The sequence below is a fragment of the Methylococcus sp. EFPC2 genome, from assembly GCF_016925495.1.
Classification (GTDB): domain Bacteria; phylum Pseudomonadota; class Gammaproteobacteria; order Methylococcales; family Methylococcaceae; genus EFPC2.
This window is the reverse complement of the sequence record NZ_CP070491.1, coordinates 4,006,261-4,024,206: the sequence shown is the minus strand read 5'-3', so window position 1 is coordinate 4,024,206 and position 17,946 is coordinate 4,006,261. Positions and strand designations below refer to the sequence as shown.

At 59.3% G+C, this 17,946-nt stretch carries 15 protein-coding genes and 1 pseudogene; 7 read left to right on the top strand and 9 right to left on the bottom strand.

Going from position 1 to position 17,946, the window contains the following annotated elements:
* Window positions 1-56: 56 nt before the first annotated feature.
* The 6 genes from JWZ97_RS17240 to JWZ97_RS17215 form a co-directional block, all read right to left on the bottom strand.
* Window positions 57-1,355, bottom strand: a complete 1,299-nt coding sequence (locus tag JWZ97_RS17240; protein WP_205431672.1) for an MFS transporter — start codon at window positions 1,353-1,355, stop codon at window positions 57-59.
* Window positions 1,352-2,734 carry an amino acid permease gene (locus JWZ97_RS17235; RefSeq protein WP_205431668.1) on the bottom strand — a complete coding sequence of 461 codons (1,383 nt, stop codon included), beginning with the start codon at window positions 2,732-2,734 and terminating at the stop codon, window positions 1,352-1,354. The genes JWZ97_RS17240 and JWZ97_RS17235 overlap by 4 nt, the downstream gene beginning before the upstream one ends.
* A 196-nt stretch (window positions 2,735-2,930) precedes the next feature.
* The gene (locus tag JWZ97_RS17230; protein ID WP_205431667.1) at window positions 2,931-3,728 is read right to left on the bottom strand and encodes an FRG domain-containing protein; all 798 of its coding nucleotides are present in this window, start codon (window positions 3,726-3,728) and stop codon (window positions 2,931-2,933) included.
* The gene (locus JWZ97_RS17225; protein ID WP_205431666.1) at window positions 3,725-4,552 is read right to left on the bottom strand and encodes a hypothetical protein; all 828 of its coding nucleotides are present in this window, start codon (window positions 4,550-4,552) and stop codon (window positions 3,725-3,727) included. The genes JWZ97_RS17230 and JWZ97_RS17225 overlap by 4 nt, the downstream gene beginning before the upstream one ends.
* Window positions 4,553-4,752: 200 nt before the next feature.
* Window positions 4,753-5,166: a type II toxin-antitoxin system VapC family toxin gene (locus tag JWZ97_RS17220; RefSeq protein ID WP_205431665.1), complete on the bottom strand. Its 414-nt coding sequence runs from the start codon at window positions 5,164-5,166 to the stop codon at window positions 4,753-4,755.
* Window positions 5,163-5,402, bottom strand: a complete 240-nt coding sequence (locus JWZ97_RS17215; RefSeq protein WP_205431663.1) for a type II toxin-antitoxin system Phd/YefM family antitoxin — start codon at window positions 5,400-5,402, stop codon at window positions 5,163-5,165. Before JWZ97_RS17215 ends, JWZ97_RS17220 begins: the two co-directional genes overlap by 4 nt.
* Before the next feature lie 298 nt (window positions 5,403-5,700).
* Here JWZ97_RS17215 and JWZ97_RS17210 point away from each other — a divergent pair, with 298 nt between their 5' ends.
* Window positions 5,701-6,069 carry a YciI family protein gene (locus tag JWZ97_RS17210; protein ID WP_205431661.1) on the top strand — a complete coding sequence of 123 codons (369 nt, stop codon included), beginning with the start codon at window positions 5,701-5,703 and terminating at the stop codon, window positions 6,067-6,069.
* A 105-nt stretch (window positions 6,070-6,174) separates the two neighbouring features.
* Window positions 6,175-6,660, top strand: coding sequence for a VOC family protein (locus tag JWZ97_RS17205; protein ID WP_205431659.1), 486 nt, complete (start codon window positions 6,175-6,177; stop codon window positions 6,658-6,660).
* A gap of 282 nt (window positions 6,661-6,942) precedes the next feature.
* Here the strand turns inward: JWZ97_RS17205 and JWZ97_RS17200 are convergent, their stop codons facing one another.
* Window positions 6,943-7,767, bottom strand: coding sequence for a bifunctional 2-polyprenyl-6-hydroxyphenol methylase/3-demethylubiquinol 3-O-methyltransferase UbiG (locus JWZ97_RS17200; RefSeq protein ID WP_205431657.1), 825 nt, complete (start codon window positions 7,765-7,767; stop codon window positions 6,943-6,945).
* Window positions 7,768-8,385: 618 nt separating this feature from the next.
* Between JWZ97_RS17200 and JWZ97_RS17195 the strand changes: the two genes are divergently transcribed.
* Entirely contained in the window at window positions 8,386-9,363 is a 978-nt protein-coding gene (locus JWZ97_RS17195) for a quinone oxidoreductase (RefSeq protein ID WP_205431655.1), read from the top strand.
* Between the two features lie 161 nt (window positions 9,364-9,524).
* Here JWZ97_RS17195 and JWZ97_RS17190 read toward each other — a convergent pair whose 3' ends face one another.
* Complete coding sequence (locus JWZ97_RS17190; RefSeq protein WP_205431636.1) at window positions 9,525-9,836, bottom strand: hypothetical protein; 312 nt, start codon at window positions 9,834-9,836, stop codon at window positions 9,525-9,527.
* A 275-nt stretch (window positions 9,837-10,111) separates the two neighbouring features.
* Between JWZ97_RS17190 and JWZ97_RS17185 the strand changes: the two genes are divergently transcribed.
* From JWZ97_RS17185 to JWZ97_RS17175, 4 genes and pseudogenes are all read left to right on the top strand, one after another.
* On the top strand, window positions 10,112-11,128 hold the full coding sequence (locus tag JWZ97_RS17185; RefSeq protein ID WP_205431634.1) for an efflux RND transporter periplasmic adaptor subunit: 1,017 nt from the start codon (window positions 10,112-10,114) through the stop codon (window positions 11,126-11,128).
* Window positions 11,128-11,829: pseudogene (locus JWZ97_RS20395) on the top strand (ABC transporter permease); the annotation flags it as partial. The gene JWZ97_RS17185 and the pseudogene JWZ97_RS20395, both read left to right, overlap by 1 nt.
* 138 nt (window positions 11,830-11,967) lie before the next feature.
* Window positions 11,968-12,372 carry an ABC transporter permease gene (locus JWZ97_RS20390; protein WP_371822628.1) on the top strand — a complete coding sequence of 135 codons (405 nt, stop codon included), beginning with the start codon at window positions 11,968-11,970 and terminating at the stop codon, window positions 12,370-12,372.
* A complete protein-coding gene (locus JWZ97_RS17175) occupies window positions 12,369-13,058 on the top strand; it encodes an ABC transporter ATP-binding protein (protein WP_205431631.1) in 690 nt (229 codons plus the stop codon). Before JWZ97_RS20390 ends, JWZ97_RS17175 begins: the two co-directional genes overlap by 4 nt.
* Before the next feature lie 94 nt (window positions 13,059-13,152).
* On the opposite strand, the gene JWZ97_RS17170 is transcribed toward JWZ97_RS17175, so the two are convergent.
* Window positions 13,153-17,775 carry a PAS domain S-box protein gene (locus JWZ97_RS17170; RefSeq protein ID WP_205431629.1) on the bottom strand — a complete coding sequence of 1,541 codons (4,623 nt, stop codon included), beginning with the start codon at window positions 17,773-17,775 and terminating at the stop codon, window positions 13,153-13,155.
* Window positions 17,776-17,946 lie beyond the last annotated feature (171 nt).

The window sequence follows — 17,946 nt, the reverse complement described above, 5'->3', positions numbered from 1 at the left end:
TTCAAATTGCGGGAAAAAACCCAGAGGCGGAGAGCTCGCAGCCCCACCTGACACCGTCAATCCTCCACGATCAGGCTGTGGCGCCCGGTATCGCGCATGCGCAGGTAAACGATGAGCGACAGGCCGACCATGGCGCTGACGTACCAGTAGAAACCCCGCTCGATGCCTTCGGTCTTGAACCACAGTGCGGCGTATTCCGCGGTGCCGCCGAACAGGGTGTTCGCCAGCGAATACGGCAGCGCCACCCCGAGCGCGCGGATGTGCGCTGGGAACAGTTCTGCCTTCACGACCGCGTTGATCGAGGTGTAGCCGGTGACGATGGCCAACGCTCCCAGCACCAGCAGGAATGCCAGGTTCGGGTCGCCGGCGGTCTCCAGCGCCGAGAAGATGGGCACTGTGAACAAGAGGCCCAGCACCCCGAAGCCGGCCATCAGCGGTTTGCGGCCTATCTTGTCCGACAAGGCGCCGGCGACGGGTTGCAGCAGCATGTACAGGAACAGCGCCGCCGCTGTGATCCGGGTCGCTACCTCGCGGCTGAAGCCGGAGGTGTTGACCAGGAATTTCTGCATGTAGGTCGTGTAGGCGTAAAACGCCAGGGTGCCGCCGGCCGTCAGCGCCATCACCAGCAAAGCTTGCCGGGGATAATGGCGGAACAGGACCCAGCCGCTCGATTTCGGTTCATCCGTTTCCTGCGCGTTTCGAAAACTGGGCGTCTCCGCCAGGCGCCGCCGCAGCCAAAACACCACGAAGGCCAGCAGGCCGCCGGTCGCGAATGGAATGCGCCAACCCCAGCTTTCCAACTCGGCTTCCGACAAACAGGCCTGCAAGCCGATCAGCAGCGCCAGGGCCAGCAATTGCCCGGAGATCAGGGTCACGTATTGGAAGCTGGAGTAGAAACCGCGCCGGCGCCGCCCGGCCATTTCGCTCAGGTAGGTCGCGCTGGCTCCGTATTCCCCGCCCACACTCAAGCCCTGCATCAGACGGGCCGCGACGAGGATCGCGGGCGCCCACACGCCGATGTCGGCGTAACCGGGCGTCGCGGCGATGAGCAGCGAACCGCCGCACATCAGCGACACCGACAGCGTCAACCCGGCCTTGCGGCCCTTGCGGTCGGCGTAGACGCCCATCAACCAGGCGCCTATGGGCCGCATGACGAAACCCACGGCGAAGATCGCCGCCGCGTTCAGCAATTGCGCGGTCGTGTCGCCCTTGGGAAAGAAGACCGGCGCGAAATAGAGCGCGAAGGCGGAATAGACATACCAGTCGTACCACTCGACCAGATTGCCCGCCGACCCGCCCACGATGTGGCGCAATCGCTCCGCACGCGTCCAGTCCGGCTTGACGGTCACATTCACCGCGGCGCTCCCGGAGCGAGACGGCGCCGCGCGCCGAAACTCAGATAAGCGGCGAAGCCGATGCCGTTCCAGACGAGGAAATAGAGCTGGGTGCGTTGCGGCAGGCTGGCGAACAGATAAAGGCAGCCCGTTATGGCCAGCGGGCCGGTCAGCCAGGGCAGCGGCGCCTTGAACTTGAGCGCTGCGCCCGGCTCCCGCCGCCGCAGGATCAGCATGCACAGCGCCACGGCGCAGAAAGCCGCCAGCGTGCCGGCATTGGCGAGCGCGGCGATATCGGCCAGCGGAAACACACCGGCGATGGCGCCGACGATAGTCGCGGTGAACCAGGTGGTGCGCAGCGGCGTGCCGCGGCGGGTGAGTTTGGCGAGTCCTTTTGGCAACAGGCCGTCGCGCGCCATGGCGAAGAAGATGCGGCTCTGACCGTAGAAAAACGCGAGGATCACCGTCGGCAGCGCCACCACGGCCGAGACGGCCAAATAGCGGGCGATACCCGGCCGGCCGAGTTCGCGGAGTATCAGGGCCAGCGGTTCCGGACTGTCGGCGAAGCGGGTGTAGGCGAGCGCGCCCAACGCCGCACCCGCCACCGCGATATAGATCGCCACGCAGGCCAGCATGGAACCGACGATGCCGATGGCCAGATCGCGCTCCGGATTGCGGGTTTCCTCCGCCGCGGTCGCGATCGCGTCGAAGCCGTAGAAAGCGAAGAAAATGATGGCCGCCGCGGCCATCACGCCCCGCTCCACGCCGTCCGGTCCCATGGTCTTGGCGAAACCGAAAGGCATGAAGGGTTCCAGATGAGCCGGATCGAAATAGGCCGATGCCACAGCGACGAACACCACCAGCGCGCTGATCTTGACCAGCACCAGCACCGCGTTCAGGGTCGCGCTCTCGCGCGTGCCGAAAGACAACAGCACCGCCACCACCAGGATGATCGCGATCGCGGGCAGATTGGCGATGCCGCCCAGTTCCGGCCCCTGCATCCACGCCATCGGCACGGCGAGCCCCTCGTGCAGCAGCGGCGCCGCATAGCCGGACCAGCCGACCGCGACGGCACTCACCACCAGCGAATATTCCAGGATGAGGCTCCAGCCTATGATCCAGGCGAACAGCTCGCCGATCACCGCGTAGCTGTAGGTGTAAGCCCCGCCCGCCGTTGGAATGCGCGTGGCCATCTCGGCATAGGCCAGCGCCGCACAGGCGCAAATCAGGCCCGCGACGGCGAAGGAAACGATCTCCGCCGGCCCCGCCTTGGCCGCCCCGACGCCGATCAGGGTCAATATCCCCGTCCCCACGATCGCCCCCACGCCCAGCGCAACCAGATGCGGCCAGCCCAGCGTCGGCGACAGCCGGTGTTCGGGCGCCGTTTGTGTGCTCGCCACGATGTGTTTACGTGTACGCCCGTTGCTCAATTCGGCTCCTCGTCATCAAAGGCGCTTGGTATTAGCCCCGGCAGGTAGGTGCGCACGCCGACAATTCGCAAGAGAACGTTCCAACGGCAAGTGCCGATCGCCGGTATAAGCCCAAGCGAGCATCAGGCGTCGTGGCTTGTTTCCCATTCTTTAATGAATACGATTGTTAGATTGCATATACCTGTAACTCCATTTTAATTGCCTTGGCCAACCCAGTAAGATCGCCATATATAACTTTTGCATTAATGCCAGCCTTTCGCAATAGTGCATAAATATTCTCATAAAAGGCATGGCTGACCACAAACTTGTACATTCGGCATTTCTCATAGATCCCGGAGCTTACGATTGACTCAATAGTTTTTCCCCTATTTCCAGAGATCAAAAATGTCCCAAACTGCCTGTCCATTCGCGCATTTTGTTCTAACGGCTCAGTGATCCACAAAATATCGTACGCGAATCGATCAACCACCTCATCAAAAATATGATCTTTTTTGTCGCCAATAGAAGCTCTGGTTTCAGAGAATTTAGAGTCACGATTTCTTATGAATTCTATGGAGGCCTCCATTATGGCCGTATAGTCTATTGCATAAACTGAAAAATCTTCCTTTGATAGTGGATTATATGCTTCCAAAGCAAAATAAAGCGCCACATAAGGGCTCTCGGTAAAATCCAGCAGCCTAGTAGGAATACCGTAGTGCTGCATCACTGATAGCCACGAAAGCTTTGATGTCGGTACATGCTCAGATTTAGCGTAAATATGATATTTTGAACGAAATGATCGATACGAATAATCTTCAAATTTTCGTGCGTTTTCTGAACTCCATTTGTCGCCGATTACACGCTCTAGGGCCGACTCTAGCTTCCACCCTGCATTTGAGTGTCCTCTATAAATAAAATGATTAGGAAGGTCATTGAGTTTAAACATTAAATCATTCGGGCTTTCGATAAAGATTTCTTCAATCATTTTCTCACCCTGTAATAGGCTTCCTGCATTTCCTTTAAAGCCTCTGATTTAGGTTTTTCTGTATCTACAGTAATTCTCACAGCGTCGCCTTTCAACTTAATTATTGTGTATTCTTTGTCATGGCTAGGCTGTATCTTTGCTGATGCCGTATTTCCAGTAGCTGCTGTTGACTTAGCAACAGCCACAATATTTTCTTCGTTTAATTGCTCTCCAACAACCTCCACAGTTCCGTATTGGCCATTAACCTCTTTGCAATATACCGAAATAGGTTTTTGAAAAACCTCATCAGCATCAATAGGATTAGGCCCAGAAAAAGACGCCTTAAAACGCTTAATTGAATATGCGGAACGGAGCTTCTTAATGAAGCCATCAGGGTCAGGAATAATATCAATCCTAACTTCAACGCCATGTTCTTTTACTGTGTCTCCACTTTCAAATAATTTGGTAATTTTCCTTGCTATAGACTCAACGTCCGGGGCTAATTTGGTTTTTTTTGCAATACCTAAAAGCCCAATGGAACAATCAAATAGAACATTCGTGTATGGGCCAGAGTCGTCGATCAAGTCAATGAAATTACCCGTTTTAGCATCAAATCGCTCTACAGTTGTCTTCGTTGTGCGTCCGACCGCAAATGAACCGGTCATTTCATCGAAGTATTCAATATTCCCTATATGCCAAACATTGTCTTGCTTTAATGTAATCTCAGGCTTTTCATCTAGCGTTATCTTAAAAAGCAAAGAAGAAGAAATGTTCGGCAAGAACAGGTCGCCTTGCGTTGACTTAATGAACTTCGCTCGATGAAGATAGTATTCGATAACTGACATTATATTTGGCTCCTTCCCTATATATTTAAAATCTCATAGGTTACGCAATGCGTACCTTAAACTGCTCCTCAAGAGACGTCGAACACTTGTGTTCTCCAATTTAGCCATGTAGGGCGCATACCGTAATCTGCGACGTTTAGCCGCAGAGTAAGAGCCACGCGATATATACCATACGACTGAGGCTTCGCAGGCCTCTGACGCTATGGGAGCACAATGATCCCCACCCGCTTCGCCGCATCTGCGAGCGCATGGTCTTTGGTCGCCAAAGGCAGACCTCGCCTCATGGCCAATTCCAGATAAACCGCATCGTAGGTGGTTAGTTTCTCTGCGCGGGCCAGGGTCAAGACTTCCCGCAACGCTCTTGTTGTTGTTTCCTCATCTGTAGCTATGGGTAAATTCGCCAATAGCTCCAGGCGTGCCGTCACGTCTCCCGTGCTGATTCGTCCCCGGCGTTCGGCCTGTAGGAGCACATTCCCCAATTCGAGGTGCCACAAGGCGGGGACGAGTGCGGTCTCGTCCCGCACGCGTTCCAGAAGTTCATCCGTTGCGGCGGAAGCTTCATCCTCGAAACACCACGAAACGGCAATCGAGCAATCCAGTACGAAGCCGGTCACCGCCGCCCCTCGTCGCGCAGTTCCTTCCACGACCAGCCTTCCAGCCTTACTCCGCGCCTCAAGGCCTTGAGCTTGGCGATCGATTCGTCGACACTGGCACGGTCCAATACATGGGCGGGTACCAGCCGTGCGATAGCCTTGCCGTGCTTGGTTATCAAGACCTCTTCGCCCCCAGCCACACGTTCCAACAAGCTCGATAGATGGGTTTTTGCTTCGAAAGCACCGACGGTAATCATGAGGCGACCTTCTTAAACCAGTTCGTTAAACCAGTTTTGATTGTACAGCAGCGCTCGACAAGAGACTGAATGCAACGCCACCCCGAGTACTTGCCCGGCGGGCTGTTCTCCGGTTAGTAGTAGGGTGGGCAGCGCTTTTCTGCCCGCCAGCTTTGATTCAAACGGTGGGCAGACGATGAAACTGTTTGCCCACTCTACCCTGCTAGAAAAATTTGCAAGACTGATGTCGATTTCCGTAATCCCTGTTCGACTTTCCTATGCCAGGCCGATGAGGCCAGCTCAAACAAGGAGACAGACGATGCGTGTGATAGTGTTTGTGAAGGCGACCGAAGACAGCGAAAAGGGCTTTGTCCGCACGCCCGAGACGACGGAGATGCTCGAGGCGATGGGCAGATTCAATGATGAGCTGCGCGATGCCGGCATCCTGCTCGCCGCCGACGGCCTCACGCCGTCCTCGCAGGGCAAGCGTATTGCGTTCGATGGTCCCGGCCGTGCGGTCATCGACGGGCCTTTCGCCCACCCCAGGGAGCTGGTCGCCGGCTTCTGGCTCTGGCAGGTCAAGGATATGGACGAGGCGGTCGCCTGGGTAAAGCGCTGCCCCAATCCCATGCCGGGACCAAGCGAGATCGAAATCCGCCCGCTGTACGAGCTGGCTGATTTGGAGTAGGTAGGGTGGGCAGCGCTTTTCTGCCCACCGGCTTTGATTCAAACGGTGGGCAAACGATGAAGCTGCTTGCCCACCCTACCCGGCTCATATCGATGGAGAAGTGACATGATCAAGCAAGCGAAGAACACGATTTGCCTTTGGTACGATGGCGATGCCGAGGACGCGGCGCGGTTTTACGCCAAGACCTTTCCCAATTCGTCCGTCGGCGCGGTGCACCGCGCACCGGGAGATTTTCCGTCGGGGAAGGAAGGGGACGTGTTGACGGTCGAGTTTACCGTGATGGGCATTCCCTGCCTCGGGCTCAACGGCGGGCCTGCTATCAAGCATAACTGGGCATTTTCGTTTCAGGTCGCAACCGATGACCAGGCCGAAACGGATCGTTATTGGAACGCGATCGTCGGCAACGGCGGCCAGGAGAGCGCGTGCGGCTGGTGCACGGACAAATGGGGATTGTCCTGGCAGATTACGCCGAGAGCCCTGACGGAAGCGGTCACCGACCCCGATCCGGCCGTCGCCAAGCGCGCGTTCGATGCGATGATGCAGATGACCAAGATCGACATCGCTGCAATCGAGGCGGCACGCCGCGGTTGAGCTTGCGCCTTCGCCGCGTGCATCCCGGCAACGCGAGGGAAACAGGGTGGGCAGACCCGAACCCGCTCGGCCGTGTGCCTACGGTTTTCGACCGGGGGGCGAATAGGCCATTCCCTATCAACCCGATGAAGCACGGCTATGTCCGGCGCGTGTCGAAGTGGCCCCACTCGCCTTTCATCGGTATGTCGAATGGGGTATCTATGCGCTGGAAGGCGAGCGGGATTGAATCCCGTGAGGCGTAAACGGCTGGCGCCTCGCGCCCTACGCGGGCTACCCTGATCTTCACGAGTTATAGGATTTCTCTATCTCCAATATATCGGTAACTGAATCAATTTTGCTGGCATCATCAATTTCCGACCCTTTCGACTTGGACAGAATCGATTGCACGCGCTCGTTTGATGCAACGCACTTAAAGCCAGCTTTCTTGGCCATTGCTAAAAGTGTCGCCTGAGAGAAGTCCACGACATGAGCGATATTGAAATACCTTCTGAGATCCCCCTTGTATTCCCCTTTAGAAACCATCTTTATAGAAGGAACCTCTACATATAACATGTCATCCTGCTCCATTATTCTCCATAAATCCCTAAGAGTTGTTAGCGGGCTATACACATGCTCCAATACATGCGAAAGGATAAAGAGCCTGGGGCTTTTGGGCAAAACTCCGGGCAGACTGGCCACTTCAACGTCTAGCCCTAAATGATCTCTTGCGTACTTAACACCTTCAACATCCAAATCGCAGCCAGAGACTTGTTTCGCATAAGGCTTAAGCTCGGCGAGTACACCGCCCGAACTACATCCTATCTCTATGACCGAATAATCAGAAATATGAAAAAACTTCTCAACAAAGCCAAGAATCTGTCGACCTCGAGCCCTTTGAGACACTTCCAGTTCCGAATAATCTACAACCTCTGAGTTAGTGTAAAGCTTTCGGTAGTATTTATCATAAAACTCATTGTGAAACTCAGGCTTAAGCGATGGATGGGTCTGCACAAGCCCGCAGGCGTTGCATATCTTTTTCTGTAAATCAAACCCAAACCGACCCGTCTCGGCCAGCAGCGAGAAATCGTTAGCATCACAAAGGACGCACGTAGAGTCCTGCAAACCCATGCTCTTATACAATTGTCTGACGGCTTTTATCTGCTTGGATCGACTACTCGTGTTTCTCCTAAAAAACCCATAAATCCGACCAAAGCGAAAATGTGTCAACTGTCTTTCAGTCATATATTAAATAGTGAGTGGTGGTTAACAGAGGAAACGCGCAGGATACCATCAATATGGAAAAACCGGTCAGGCACAATTTAGTCGCTCTCCTTTTCTTGCACTCGGCCCACTTTGTAGCGCCATTCGCCCCGTTATAGGACGCAGAAAACCGCCGTTCAGGGTGGAGTGCAGCGACCAGCAGAACGGCATTCGACTTAGCGATTCCGCGCAGATAAGCTGACCTGAATCGAATGCAGGTGATTGTGCACTCTGATTTTTGTGATCTTCCCGCTGCGCCTGGCCTGTGAGGCCATGGCTCAAGACCAAGTTCTACTCGGCCGGCGCGGACTCGATAGCGCCGACGGTAATCATGAGGCGACGTGCTTAAACCCGTTTGATTGTACAGCAGCGCTCGACAAGAGGCTGAATGCAACGTCAGCCCCAGCACTTGTGCGGCAGGCTGTTCTCCGGTTTAGCCGCGTGCGAAGATGATCTTCCGACTATCCCATACGCCCAGAGGACGGCATGCCCTACGCGATACGCTTTCATCGGACCGGCGGACCGGACGTGCTGCGCTGGGAAGAAACGGCCTTGGCCGAGCCGGCAGACCACGAGGCACGGATCCGTCATCAGGCGATCGGTCTGAATTTCATCGATATCTATCACCGCAGCGGCCTCTATCCGGTGCCGCTGCCGTCGGGTTTGGGCCTCGAAGGTGCAGGCATCGTCGAAGCGGTGGGCTCGGCGGTGACCGGCCTCCAGCCCGGCGACCGCGTGGCCTATGCCGGCGGATCGCTGGGCGCCTACGCCGAGGTGCGCAACATTCCCGCCGACCGTCTGGTCAAGCTGCCGGATGCCATCGCCTTCGAGACCGCCGCGGCCATGATGCTCAAGGGCCTCACCGCGCAGTATCTGCTGCGCCGCACCTACCGCGTGCAGGCCGGCGACACCGTATTGATCCACGCGGCCGCCGGCGGCGTCGGCCTGATCCTGTGTCAGTGGGCCAAAGCCTTGGGAGCCACGGTGATCGGGACCGTCGGAACCGACGAGAAGGCGGCCTTGGCGCGCGCCCATGGTTGCGACCACGCCATCGTTTACGGGCGCGAGGATTTCGCCGCGCGGGTCAGGGAAATCACCGGCGGCCGCGGCGTGCCGGTCGTCTACGACTCGGTCGGCAAGGACACCTTCTTCGGCTCGCTCGACTGCCTCCGCCCCCTGGGGCTGATGGTCAGCTACGGCAACGCCTCCGGCCCGGTGCCGCCCTTCGAACTTCTCGAACTGTCCAAGCGCGGTTCGCTGTTCCTGACCCGGCCGACGCTGGCGAGCTATGCGGCCGAGCGCGGCGACTTGCTGCAAATGGCCGGCGAACTCTTCGAGGTGGTAACGACGGGAAAGGTACGCATCGAGGTGAAGCAGACCTATGCCTTGCGGGATGCCGCGCTCGCCCACGCCGACCTGGCCGCCCGCAAGACGACCGGCTCGACCGTATTCACGGTTTATTAACAGGTTATGGCGCTCGCGCCACCTCTGCCGATGAAAACACTCGCGCCATAAACTATTTCCCTCACCCCGTCCCTCTCCCAGAGGGCGAGGGAGATCAAAGTGTTCGCTTCGCGACTTTCATGGCAACCCGGCCCATATGTCATGGTGGGAGCGCTACCGCATCACCAGCCCGGTCCGCCCATGGTCTGCCGCAGATGCACGTAGTCGTAGAGGTCGCTCAGCATGAAATGCCTGTTCAGCGGGTCGCGCATGTGGGCCAGGGTCGCCTGGTCGCCCGCCAGATAGCGCGACGCCGTGGTGCGGAACTCCTGCGGCATGCTCAGGTTGAAATCAGAGGGCTTCGTCAAAAGGCCGCAAATATGCTCGAACAGCAAGCGGTAGCGCTCGTCTTCCGGCTCGAGATAAGCGTCGCCGAAATCCTTTCCATAGCGCGCGAAGAGCGCCAGGTAATCCTCCGTGTCGGGTTTGGTCATGAATGTTGCCTCGTATCGAACGTCTATCCGCCAATTCCAGGAGACCGGCCATGGGGCGAGTATGAACCGTTCGAACGTGCGGCTGAAGCCGCGCCCAGGAAACACTGATGTGCCGGTGCGTGTCCGCTCCCATCGCGCTTCGGTAGTCTGATCGCATGCGTCCGCAGAAGGCGCACATCTAAGGGGCGCCTGGCGTTAAACTAAACACAGTCTTGCGATGCTCCCCCGATCCCGGCGCCTCTTAATTCTCTTCACAGAGCCTTCCTCCCCGAATCATGCGACAGAAATGGATATGGATATTGGCCCTCGGCTCGCTGGCCGCGGCAGGTGGCGTTTACTGGTGGCGGGAGGGGCCGGTCGCCGTCAGCGTGGTGAAACCGACGCGGGGGCCGGCGGTGGAGGCGGTTTACGCCACCGGCACGGTGGAGCCCACCGTCATGCTGCCCATCGCGCCGCGTCAAGCGGGCTATCTGGCCGAACTGAACGTCGATGAAGGAGACCGGGTGCGTAAGGACCAGACGCTCGCCCGGCTGGACGACGCGGATTTGCGCAATACGGTGGAGGAATTGACGGCGCGCGCAGAGTTCGCCCGAGCGCAGTATCAACGCACCCAGGAACTAGTGAACCGGAAGCTGCTGGCGAACGCGGAGCTGGATAAGGCGCGTACCGATCTGGACGCCGCCAATGCGCTGCTGCGGCGAGCCCGCTCCCTGCGCGACCACATGACCCTCTCCTCGCCCGCCGACGGCCTGATCATCCGGCGCGACGGCGAGATCGGCCAGTTCATTCCCGTAGGACAAGCCGTTTTCTACCTGTCCTGCTGCGCGCCGCTGCGGGTCACGGCCGAAGTCGACGAGGAAGACATCCCCAAGGTGCGGGTGGGCCAGAAAGCCGTGCTGCATGCCGACGCCCTGCCCGACCAGGTGCTGGACGGCGAAGTGGCGGAAATCACGCCCAAGGGCGATCCGGTCGCGCGCAGCTACCGGGTGCGCATCCGCCTGGCGGAGCCGGAAAAGCTGCTCGTGGGCATGACGGTAGACGCCAATCTGGTGATTTCCGAACGCCAGGATGCGCTGCTGCTGCCTTCCGCCGCCATACAGAACGGTGCCGTGTGGCTCGTCGCGGACGGCAAACTGCACCGCCAGCCGGTGCGGATCGGGCTGGCCGGCGCGGTACGCACGGAAGTCGTCGAAGGACTGACACCGGACGCCCAGATCGTCGACGCCCCGTCGGACAAGCTGCGCGAAGGCCGCGCCGCGCGCATCGTTCCGCCCGCCGCGCCGAAATCCTGATGGTCATCCAGCTCCAGGTGGCGCTCACCCACCTCACCAGCCGCAAGCGCCAGACCCTGGTCTCGCTCACCGGGGTGGTGCTGGGCGTCGCCTTCTTTCTCGCCGTGTCGTCCCTGATGCGCGGGTCGGAGAAGGACTTCATCAAACGCCTGATCGACAACAGCGCCCACATCACGGTCTACGACGAGTACCGCCGTCCCGCCGTGCAGCCGGCCGAGCTGCGCTGGCCGGACGGGGCGGTGAAGGTGAGCAACGTCAAGCCTCAGACCGAAACCCGCGGCATCCGCGGTTACCGGCAGAAACTGGAGTTCGTGGAATCCCTGCCGGGCCTGCGGGCCGCGCCCGTGCTGCTCGGCTCGGCCGTGCTCACCTTCGCCGGGCAGGAAAAAGGCGTCAGCCTGTCCGGCATGATACCGGAGAAGATGAAGACGGTGACGACCATCCAGGAGAAGATGCTGGAAGGCTCGCTGGAAGCCCTCACGGCCAACCCGAACGGCATCATCATCGGCAACGGGCTGGCGCAGAAGTTCAACCTGCGCATGGGCCGCAACGTCAGCGTGGTCGCGCCGAACGGCAGCAGCCGAGCGATGAAGGTGGTCGGCATCTTCCGTACCGGCAACGCCAACTACGACGAAAGCCAGACCTTCACCCTGCTGAAGCGCGCCCAGGTCATGTTCGACCGTTCCAACCGGATCAACCGCTTCATCATCCAGCTCGACGACGCCTACACCGCGCGCGACGTCGCCCGGCGCATCGAAACCGTCACCGGCTACAAATCGGTCTCGTGGATAGAAGCAACCGAAGACATCCTGAGCGTGCTGGTGGTGCGCAACACCATCATGTACAGCGTGGTCTCGGCCATCCTCATCGTGGCCTCGTTCGGCATCTACAACACCTTGTCGACCATCGTGATGGAAAAGACCCGCGACATCGCGATCATGAAGTCCATGGGCTTCCACGCCCGCGACGTGCGGCTCATCTTCCTGTTCGAAGGCGTCATCATCGGCCTGATCGGCAGCGCGGCCGGCCTGGCCCTGGGAGCGGCGCTCATGAAAGTGCTTTCCGGCATCCAGTTGAAGCCGCCCGGCGTATCCGAGAAGGTGTTCATGCCGATCTGGTGGGGCCCAGAACAGTTCGCCCTGGCCACGGCCTTCGCACTGTTCTCCTGCATCCTCGCGGCCTATCTGCCGGCACGCCGCGCGGGCCGCGTGCACCCGGTCGAAATCCTGCGGGGCGCCGGATGACAAAGGTATTGCGCGCCGAAAACCTCGTGCGTACCCTGCCCGGCGAGGTTCCGGTCACCCTGGTCGACGACATCAATCTCGACATCGAGCGCGGGGAGTTCATCTGCATCATGGGGCCTTCCGGCTCGGGCAAATCCTCGCTGCTTTATCTGCTGGGCCTGCTCGACGTGCCCACGTCAGGCAAGGTGTGGCTGGACGGCGAGGACACCTCGGCCTACGGCGAGAACGAACTGGCCAACCGCCGCCTGGAAAAGCTGGGCTTCGTGTTCCAGTTCCATTTCCTGCTGGCCGAATTCACGGTGATCGACAACGTCATGCTGCCCATACGCCGGCTCGGCAAGCTCAGCGATGAGGCGGCGCACGCGCACGCGCTGGATCTGCTGGGCCGGTTCGGCGTCGCCGAGCAGGCCGAGAAACATCCGCACCAGCTCTCGGGCGGCCAGCGCCAGCGCGTGGCCATCGTCCGCGCGCTGGCCAACGATCCCCTGATCGTCCTGGCGGACGAACCGACCGGCAATCTCGACACGGCCTCCGGCGCCACGGTGCGGCAGATATTGCGCGACCTTGCGCATGACCTGGGCAAGACGGTGGTGGCGGTGACGCACGATCCGGCCTTCGCCAGCGCCGCCGACCGCCGCATCGGCATCGTCGACGGCAAGATCAACGCGGCGTGGAGGCCGGGATAAAAACGGCGTACTCCATCAGCGCACAAGCGGCCCGTTCCTGCGGGACGCTCGTCTGCGACGGGTCAGGGATAGCGTGGGTTGCTATCGGACTCGGCTAGCGACTGTCCGTCACCATGCGCTTCAACTGCGCGAGCATCACCTCGCTCCGGGCATGGAGCTCACCCAAAAGCGCCTCGACTTGCCGGGTATGGCCCTGTGCATGAAGCGCCAGCACCTGCGCCGCCATCGCATGCACCTGCCTGTGCACCGCATCGATCTCCCGGATGTCGGACTGTACGCGTGAACGGTTCAGTCCTTCGGTCTCCAGCCATTGTCCGAAGTGACACTGCTTGTGATCCATGAGCGGCGGGATACCGCGTCCGCCCTGGAGATGGCTTTCCAGGTCCGCCATCCAGGCGCGGTGCTCGACACCGGCAAATATCAACGGCAAGTCCTTGCGGTGCACCAGCGGCTGGTTGCGCCAGGAATCGTGCGGGCACCAGCTCGCCACCCAGGCCGGAATTTGCGCGGCCGGCATGGGACGGGCGATGCCATAACCCTGGCCCAGTTCGCAGCCGAGCTGCAACAGGAGTTCGCCGTGCTCCCTGGTTTCCACGCCTTCCGCGATCACCTTGCGGCGGAAGGCGGCGGCCAGACCGATCACACCCTCCAATATGGCCAGGTCGTCCGGGTCCACGAGCATGTCGCGCACGAAGCTCTGGTCGATCTTGAGCAAGGTCACGGGCAGGTGTTTGAGGTAGATCAGCGAGGAATAGCCGGTACCGAAATCGTCCAGGGCGACCGCTACCCCGAGTTCGCGGCAGGCGGCTATGGTTTCGGTGACATAGGCGAGATCTTCCAGCGCGCTGGTTTCCAGCACTTCGAGCTCGATGCTCGAGGGTTTGATACTGCCGTGTCTGGCCAGAATGCCGCGCAGGCGATCGACGAATTCCGGTTGCTGTAACTGGCGGGCGCCGATGTTGACGCTGACGGGGATATCCAGCCCAGCGCTCTGCCAGGTTTCCATTTGGGTCAATGCCGCATCGATGACCCACTCACCGAGTTCGACCGCCAAGGGATGATCCTCGATGAGCGGCAGGAAAACCCCCGGGGGCAACAGGCCCGACTCCGGATGCTGCCAGCGTATCAGCGCCTCGGCGCCGGTGGCTGTGCCGCTGCGCATATTGACCTTGGGCTGGTAATACAGCACGAATTCATGATGTGCCAGCGCCTGGCGGATGCGCTCCAGGCTCTCGTGGTAGCCGCGTATGCTGCGGTCGTGCTCGGCATCGAAGATGGAGTAACGGCTCTTGCCGGCGAGCTTGGCCTGGTACATGGCCTGGTCGGCCTGACGCAACAGCTGGTCGGCATCGACGCCTTCGGACTGTTGGTAGAACGTCACTCCGAGGCTGGCCGAAACCTGCAGAGTCAGGCCGCTCAAGCCGACCGGCCGGGCGGCGGCGGTCAGCAAGCGGGTAAACAAGCGCCCGTTCTCGGCATCGTCGCCCACGTCGGGCAGCACGGCGACGAACTCGTCGCCGCCGATGCGCGCCAGCGTATCGCTTTCGCGCATCTCCTGGCGCAAATGGCTCGTTACGCCGACCAGCAACTGGTCGCCGACCTCGTGCCCGTAGCTGTCATTGATCGCTTTGAATCCATCGAGATCGAGATAGGCCACCGCCAGGCGATCGCCGCGGCGCTGCGCCTGCGCCATCGCCAAATGCAGGCGGTCGGCCAGCAGCACGCGGTTGGGCAAATTGGTCAGCGCATCGTAATGGGCGATGCGTTCGAGTTGCCGCTCATGCTCCTTCAGTACGGTGATATCGGAGAACATGCCCACATAGTGCTGGACAACGCCGGATGCGTCGCAGACGGCCTCGATGGCAAGCTTCTCGGCGTATACCTCACCGTTCCTGCGCCGGTTCCAGATTTCACCGTGCCAGTGTCCCTTCTCTATCAGGCTGCGCCACATCTCGGCATAGAACTCCTTGCCTTCACGCCCGGAACTGAGCAGGCGCGGGTTCTTGCCCAGCACTTCGTCCCGCTTGTAACCGGTGATGCGCGTGAATGCGTCGTTGACCTCGATGATCGTGCCGTTAGGGACGGTGATGACGATGCCTTCGTTGGCATTGGTGAAAACGCTGGCCGCGAGCTGGAGATTTTTTTCGGCGCGCTTGCGTTCGGTGACGTCTTCAAATACCCAGATGCTTCCTGCGCTTTGATCGTCCGGACTGATCGCCTTCCCCGACAAACTGATCCAGATTCGATGGCCATCGCGATGCCGCATCTCGGTTTCGAGCGAGTAGCGTTCGCCGACTGCGAGTACCAGGTAGGCTTTATTTCCGAATGAATCAAACTCCTCCTGAGAGGTAAAGAACATCCGCGTGCTTTGGCTCGTGATTTCCTCGCCGGCATAGCCGAATATCTCCGCCATGCGTCGATTGGCCCAGATCAGCGTCCGTTTTCTGACCAGGGAAATACCGACGCTGGAATTATCGATGATGACCGACAATTCATTGATTTTTTCCGCGATCCGTTGCTCGAGCTGGATGCGTTCGGTGATGTCGTGAACGATGGAAAGCAACAGCAACCGCCCTTCGCTTTCGATGGGCGTCGAATGCACTTCCACGTCACGGACTTCTCCCGTAGCCAGACGGTGAGAAAAGATGAAGTAGTTGCATTCTTCGCGCACGGCACGCTGCTTCTCCTCGATCAGGCGTTCCGGCGGCAGCGAGTTGATGTTGCCGATCGGCATGCCGATCAACTGCTTGAGGGGATAGCCGTAATACCTCACCGCCGCCTGGTTGGCATCGACGATACAGTTCGATGCCGGTTCGATGAGCAACATCACCGACGAATTGTGTTCGAAAAACCGGCGGAACTTCGACTCGCTCGCGGCGAGCGCCTGCTCCGCGGCCTTGCGCTCCGTGATGTCGATGCAGGACCCGATATAGCCCAGAAAGACGCCCTGATCGTCGAACCGCGGCACACCGTGATCGAGGATCCAGCGATACTCGCCATCGAATCGGCGTAGCCGGTATTCCATGGCGAACTCCTGCCGCGCATCGAAGCTCGTCACATAAGTATCGAGACAATGCCGGAAATCGTCCGGATGCACGCTGTCGATCCACCCGTCGCCCTTTTCCTGATCCAGGCTGCGGCCGGTGAAATCCAGCCACACCTTGTTGAACCAGTAACAACGCTTGTCCAGGCCCGCGATCCAGATCAAGACCGGTGCATGGTCTGCCATGATGCGGAAACGGCTTTCACTTTCCCGCACGGCCTCTTCGGCACGTTTACGCTCGGTGACGTCGATGAAGGTCCAGAGGAACTCACCGGTTTCCTTGTGCAGCAGTGCGGCACTCTTGTCCAGCCAGATGCGCGTGCCATCCTTGCGCACATACTTTTGCTGGGTATGAACCACCTCGGTCCCGGCTATGCCCTCGCACGCCGTGATTCCCTGCAGGTAATCTTCTTCGTCCGCATAGAACAGCCGCGCCGGCGCGCCGATCAATTCCCCACCGCCATAGCCGAGCAGCGCTTCAAACGCCGAATTGGCCCATACCACCTTTTGATTGCGGACCGCGACAACGCCGACCATTTGATTGCCGAGTATGGCGCGCCGTTCGGCAAGCATGTTTTCGCGGCTTTCGGTGACGTCCTGTATCGTGCCCCGCAGACGCCGGGGCTGCCCCTGGGTGTCGAATTCCAATCGGCCGATTGCGCGTACCCAGCGCTCGGCCCTGTCGGTGCGGCGGACGATGCGGAATTCCTTGAGGAAGTCTTTGCGTCGGACTATCACCTCGTTTCTGAGCATATCCTCGACCACGGCACGGTCGTTGGGATGGACCAGGGCTAGCAATCCCGCCGCCGAATGGTCATAAGACGGGTCTATGCCCAGCAACTGATCCAGCACGTCGGAGCTTTTCCATATTTCGCTGCCGAGGTCCAGTACATAACTTCCCAGTCCCGCGATCAGTTGCGACTCCCGCAGGGTCAGCTCGCTTTCGCGTAACGCCTGCTCCGCCCGCCTTTGTTGCGTGATGATCCGGGCGATGCCGAAAAGGCCGGTAATGTTTCCGTGCTCATCCCGGAGCGGGTACTTGCGGTTGTCTACCCAGCCTTTGTTCCCTTTGACGTCCAGTGTTTCCTGAATTTCCTGGGCCACTTCAGTCCCGGCGAAAACCTGCTTTTCCAGCTTGTAGTAGAGATCGGCGTATTCCTCCGGGAACACGTCGTAGTCGGTGTGTCCGAGCAGATCGGTCCAGTGCTCGGAGGGATCGGTCACGGACACCAGGGTTTGACTAGCCCCGGTGAACACATGGTTGCGATCCTTGAAATAGATGAAATCGTCCGTGTTCTCCATCATGGCCTTGAATTCCGCCGTCATGGAATCGGCCGTGCGGCGTTGCCACAGGCTCTTGGCGTCCTGCAGACCCAATTCGAGCATGACGTTCGCTCCGGTGTCGTCGCGCGTCTTGCGGTAATGCCCTTTGACGCAGCGGACGCGGCCGTCAGCATGCCGGAGCCGGATGTTGAACGTGCCGGACGACGCGTCTGGATCGGGCGCAAACAAATCGTCCGCGATGTCCTGATCGTCGGCGTGTATCAGGTTTTTCAGGGACACGTGGCCAGCAAGAAAATCCTCCGCCCTGTAGCCGAGGAGTTCTTCGGTTTCCTCGCTGGCGGATATCGTCGCGTAAGGTTCCGTTAGTAGAATGCGAATACGGGCTTCCAATGTGTTAACCAGACAGATATGAAGGCGGAATGACAGTTTGGCGTCCCTGCCGCGCGGATGCTGCCGACCTCGGCAGGCGCGAGCCCATCAGGCCTATAAATCTTTATAGGATAATACCGGCCATCCATTAGCGCACAGTAATATTCACATGCACTGCATCGCCGCGTGGAG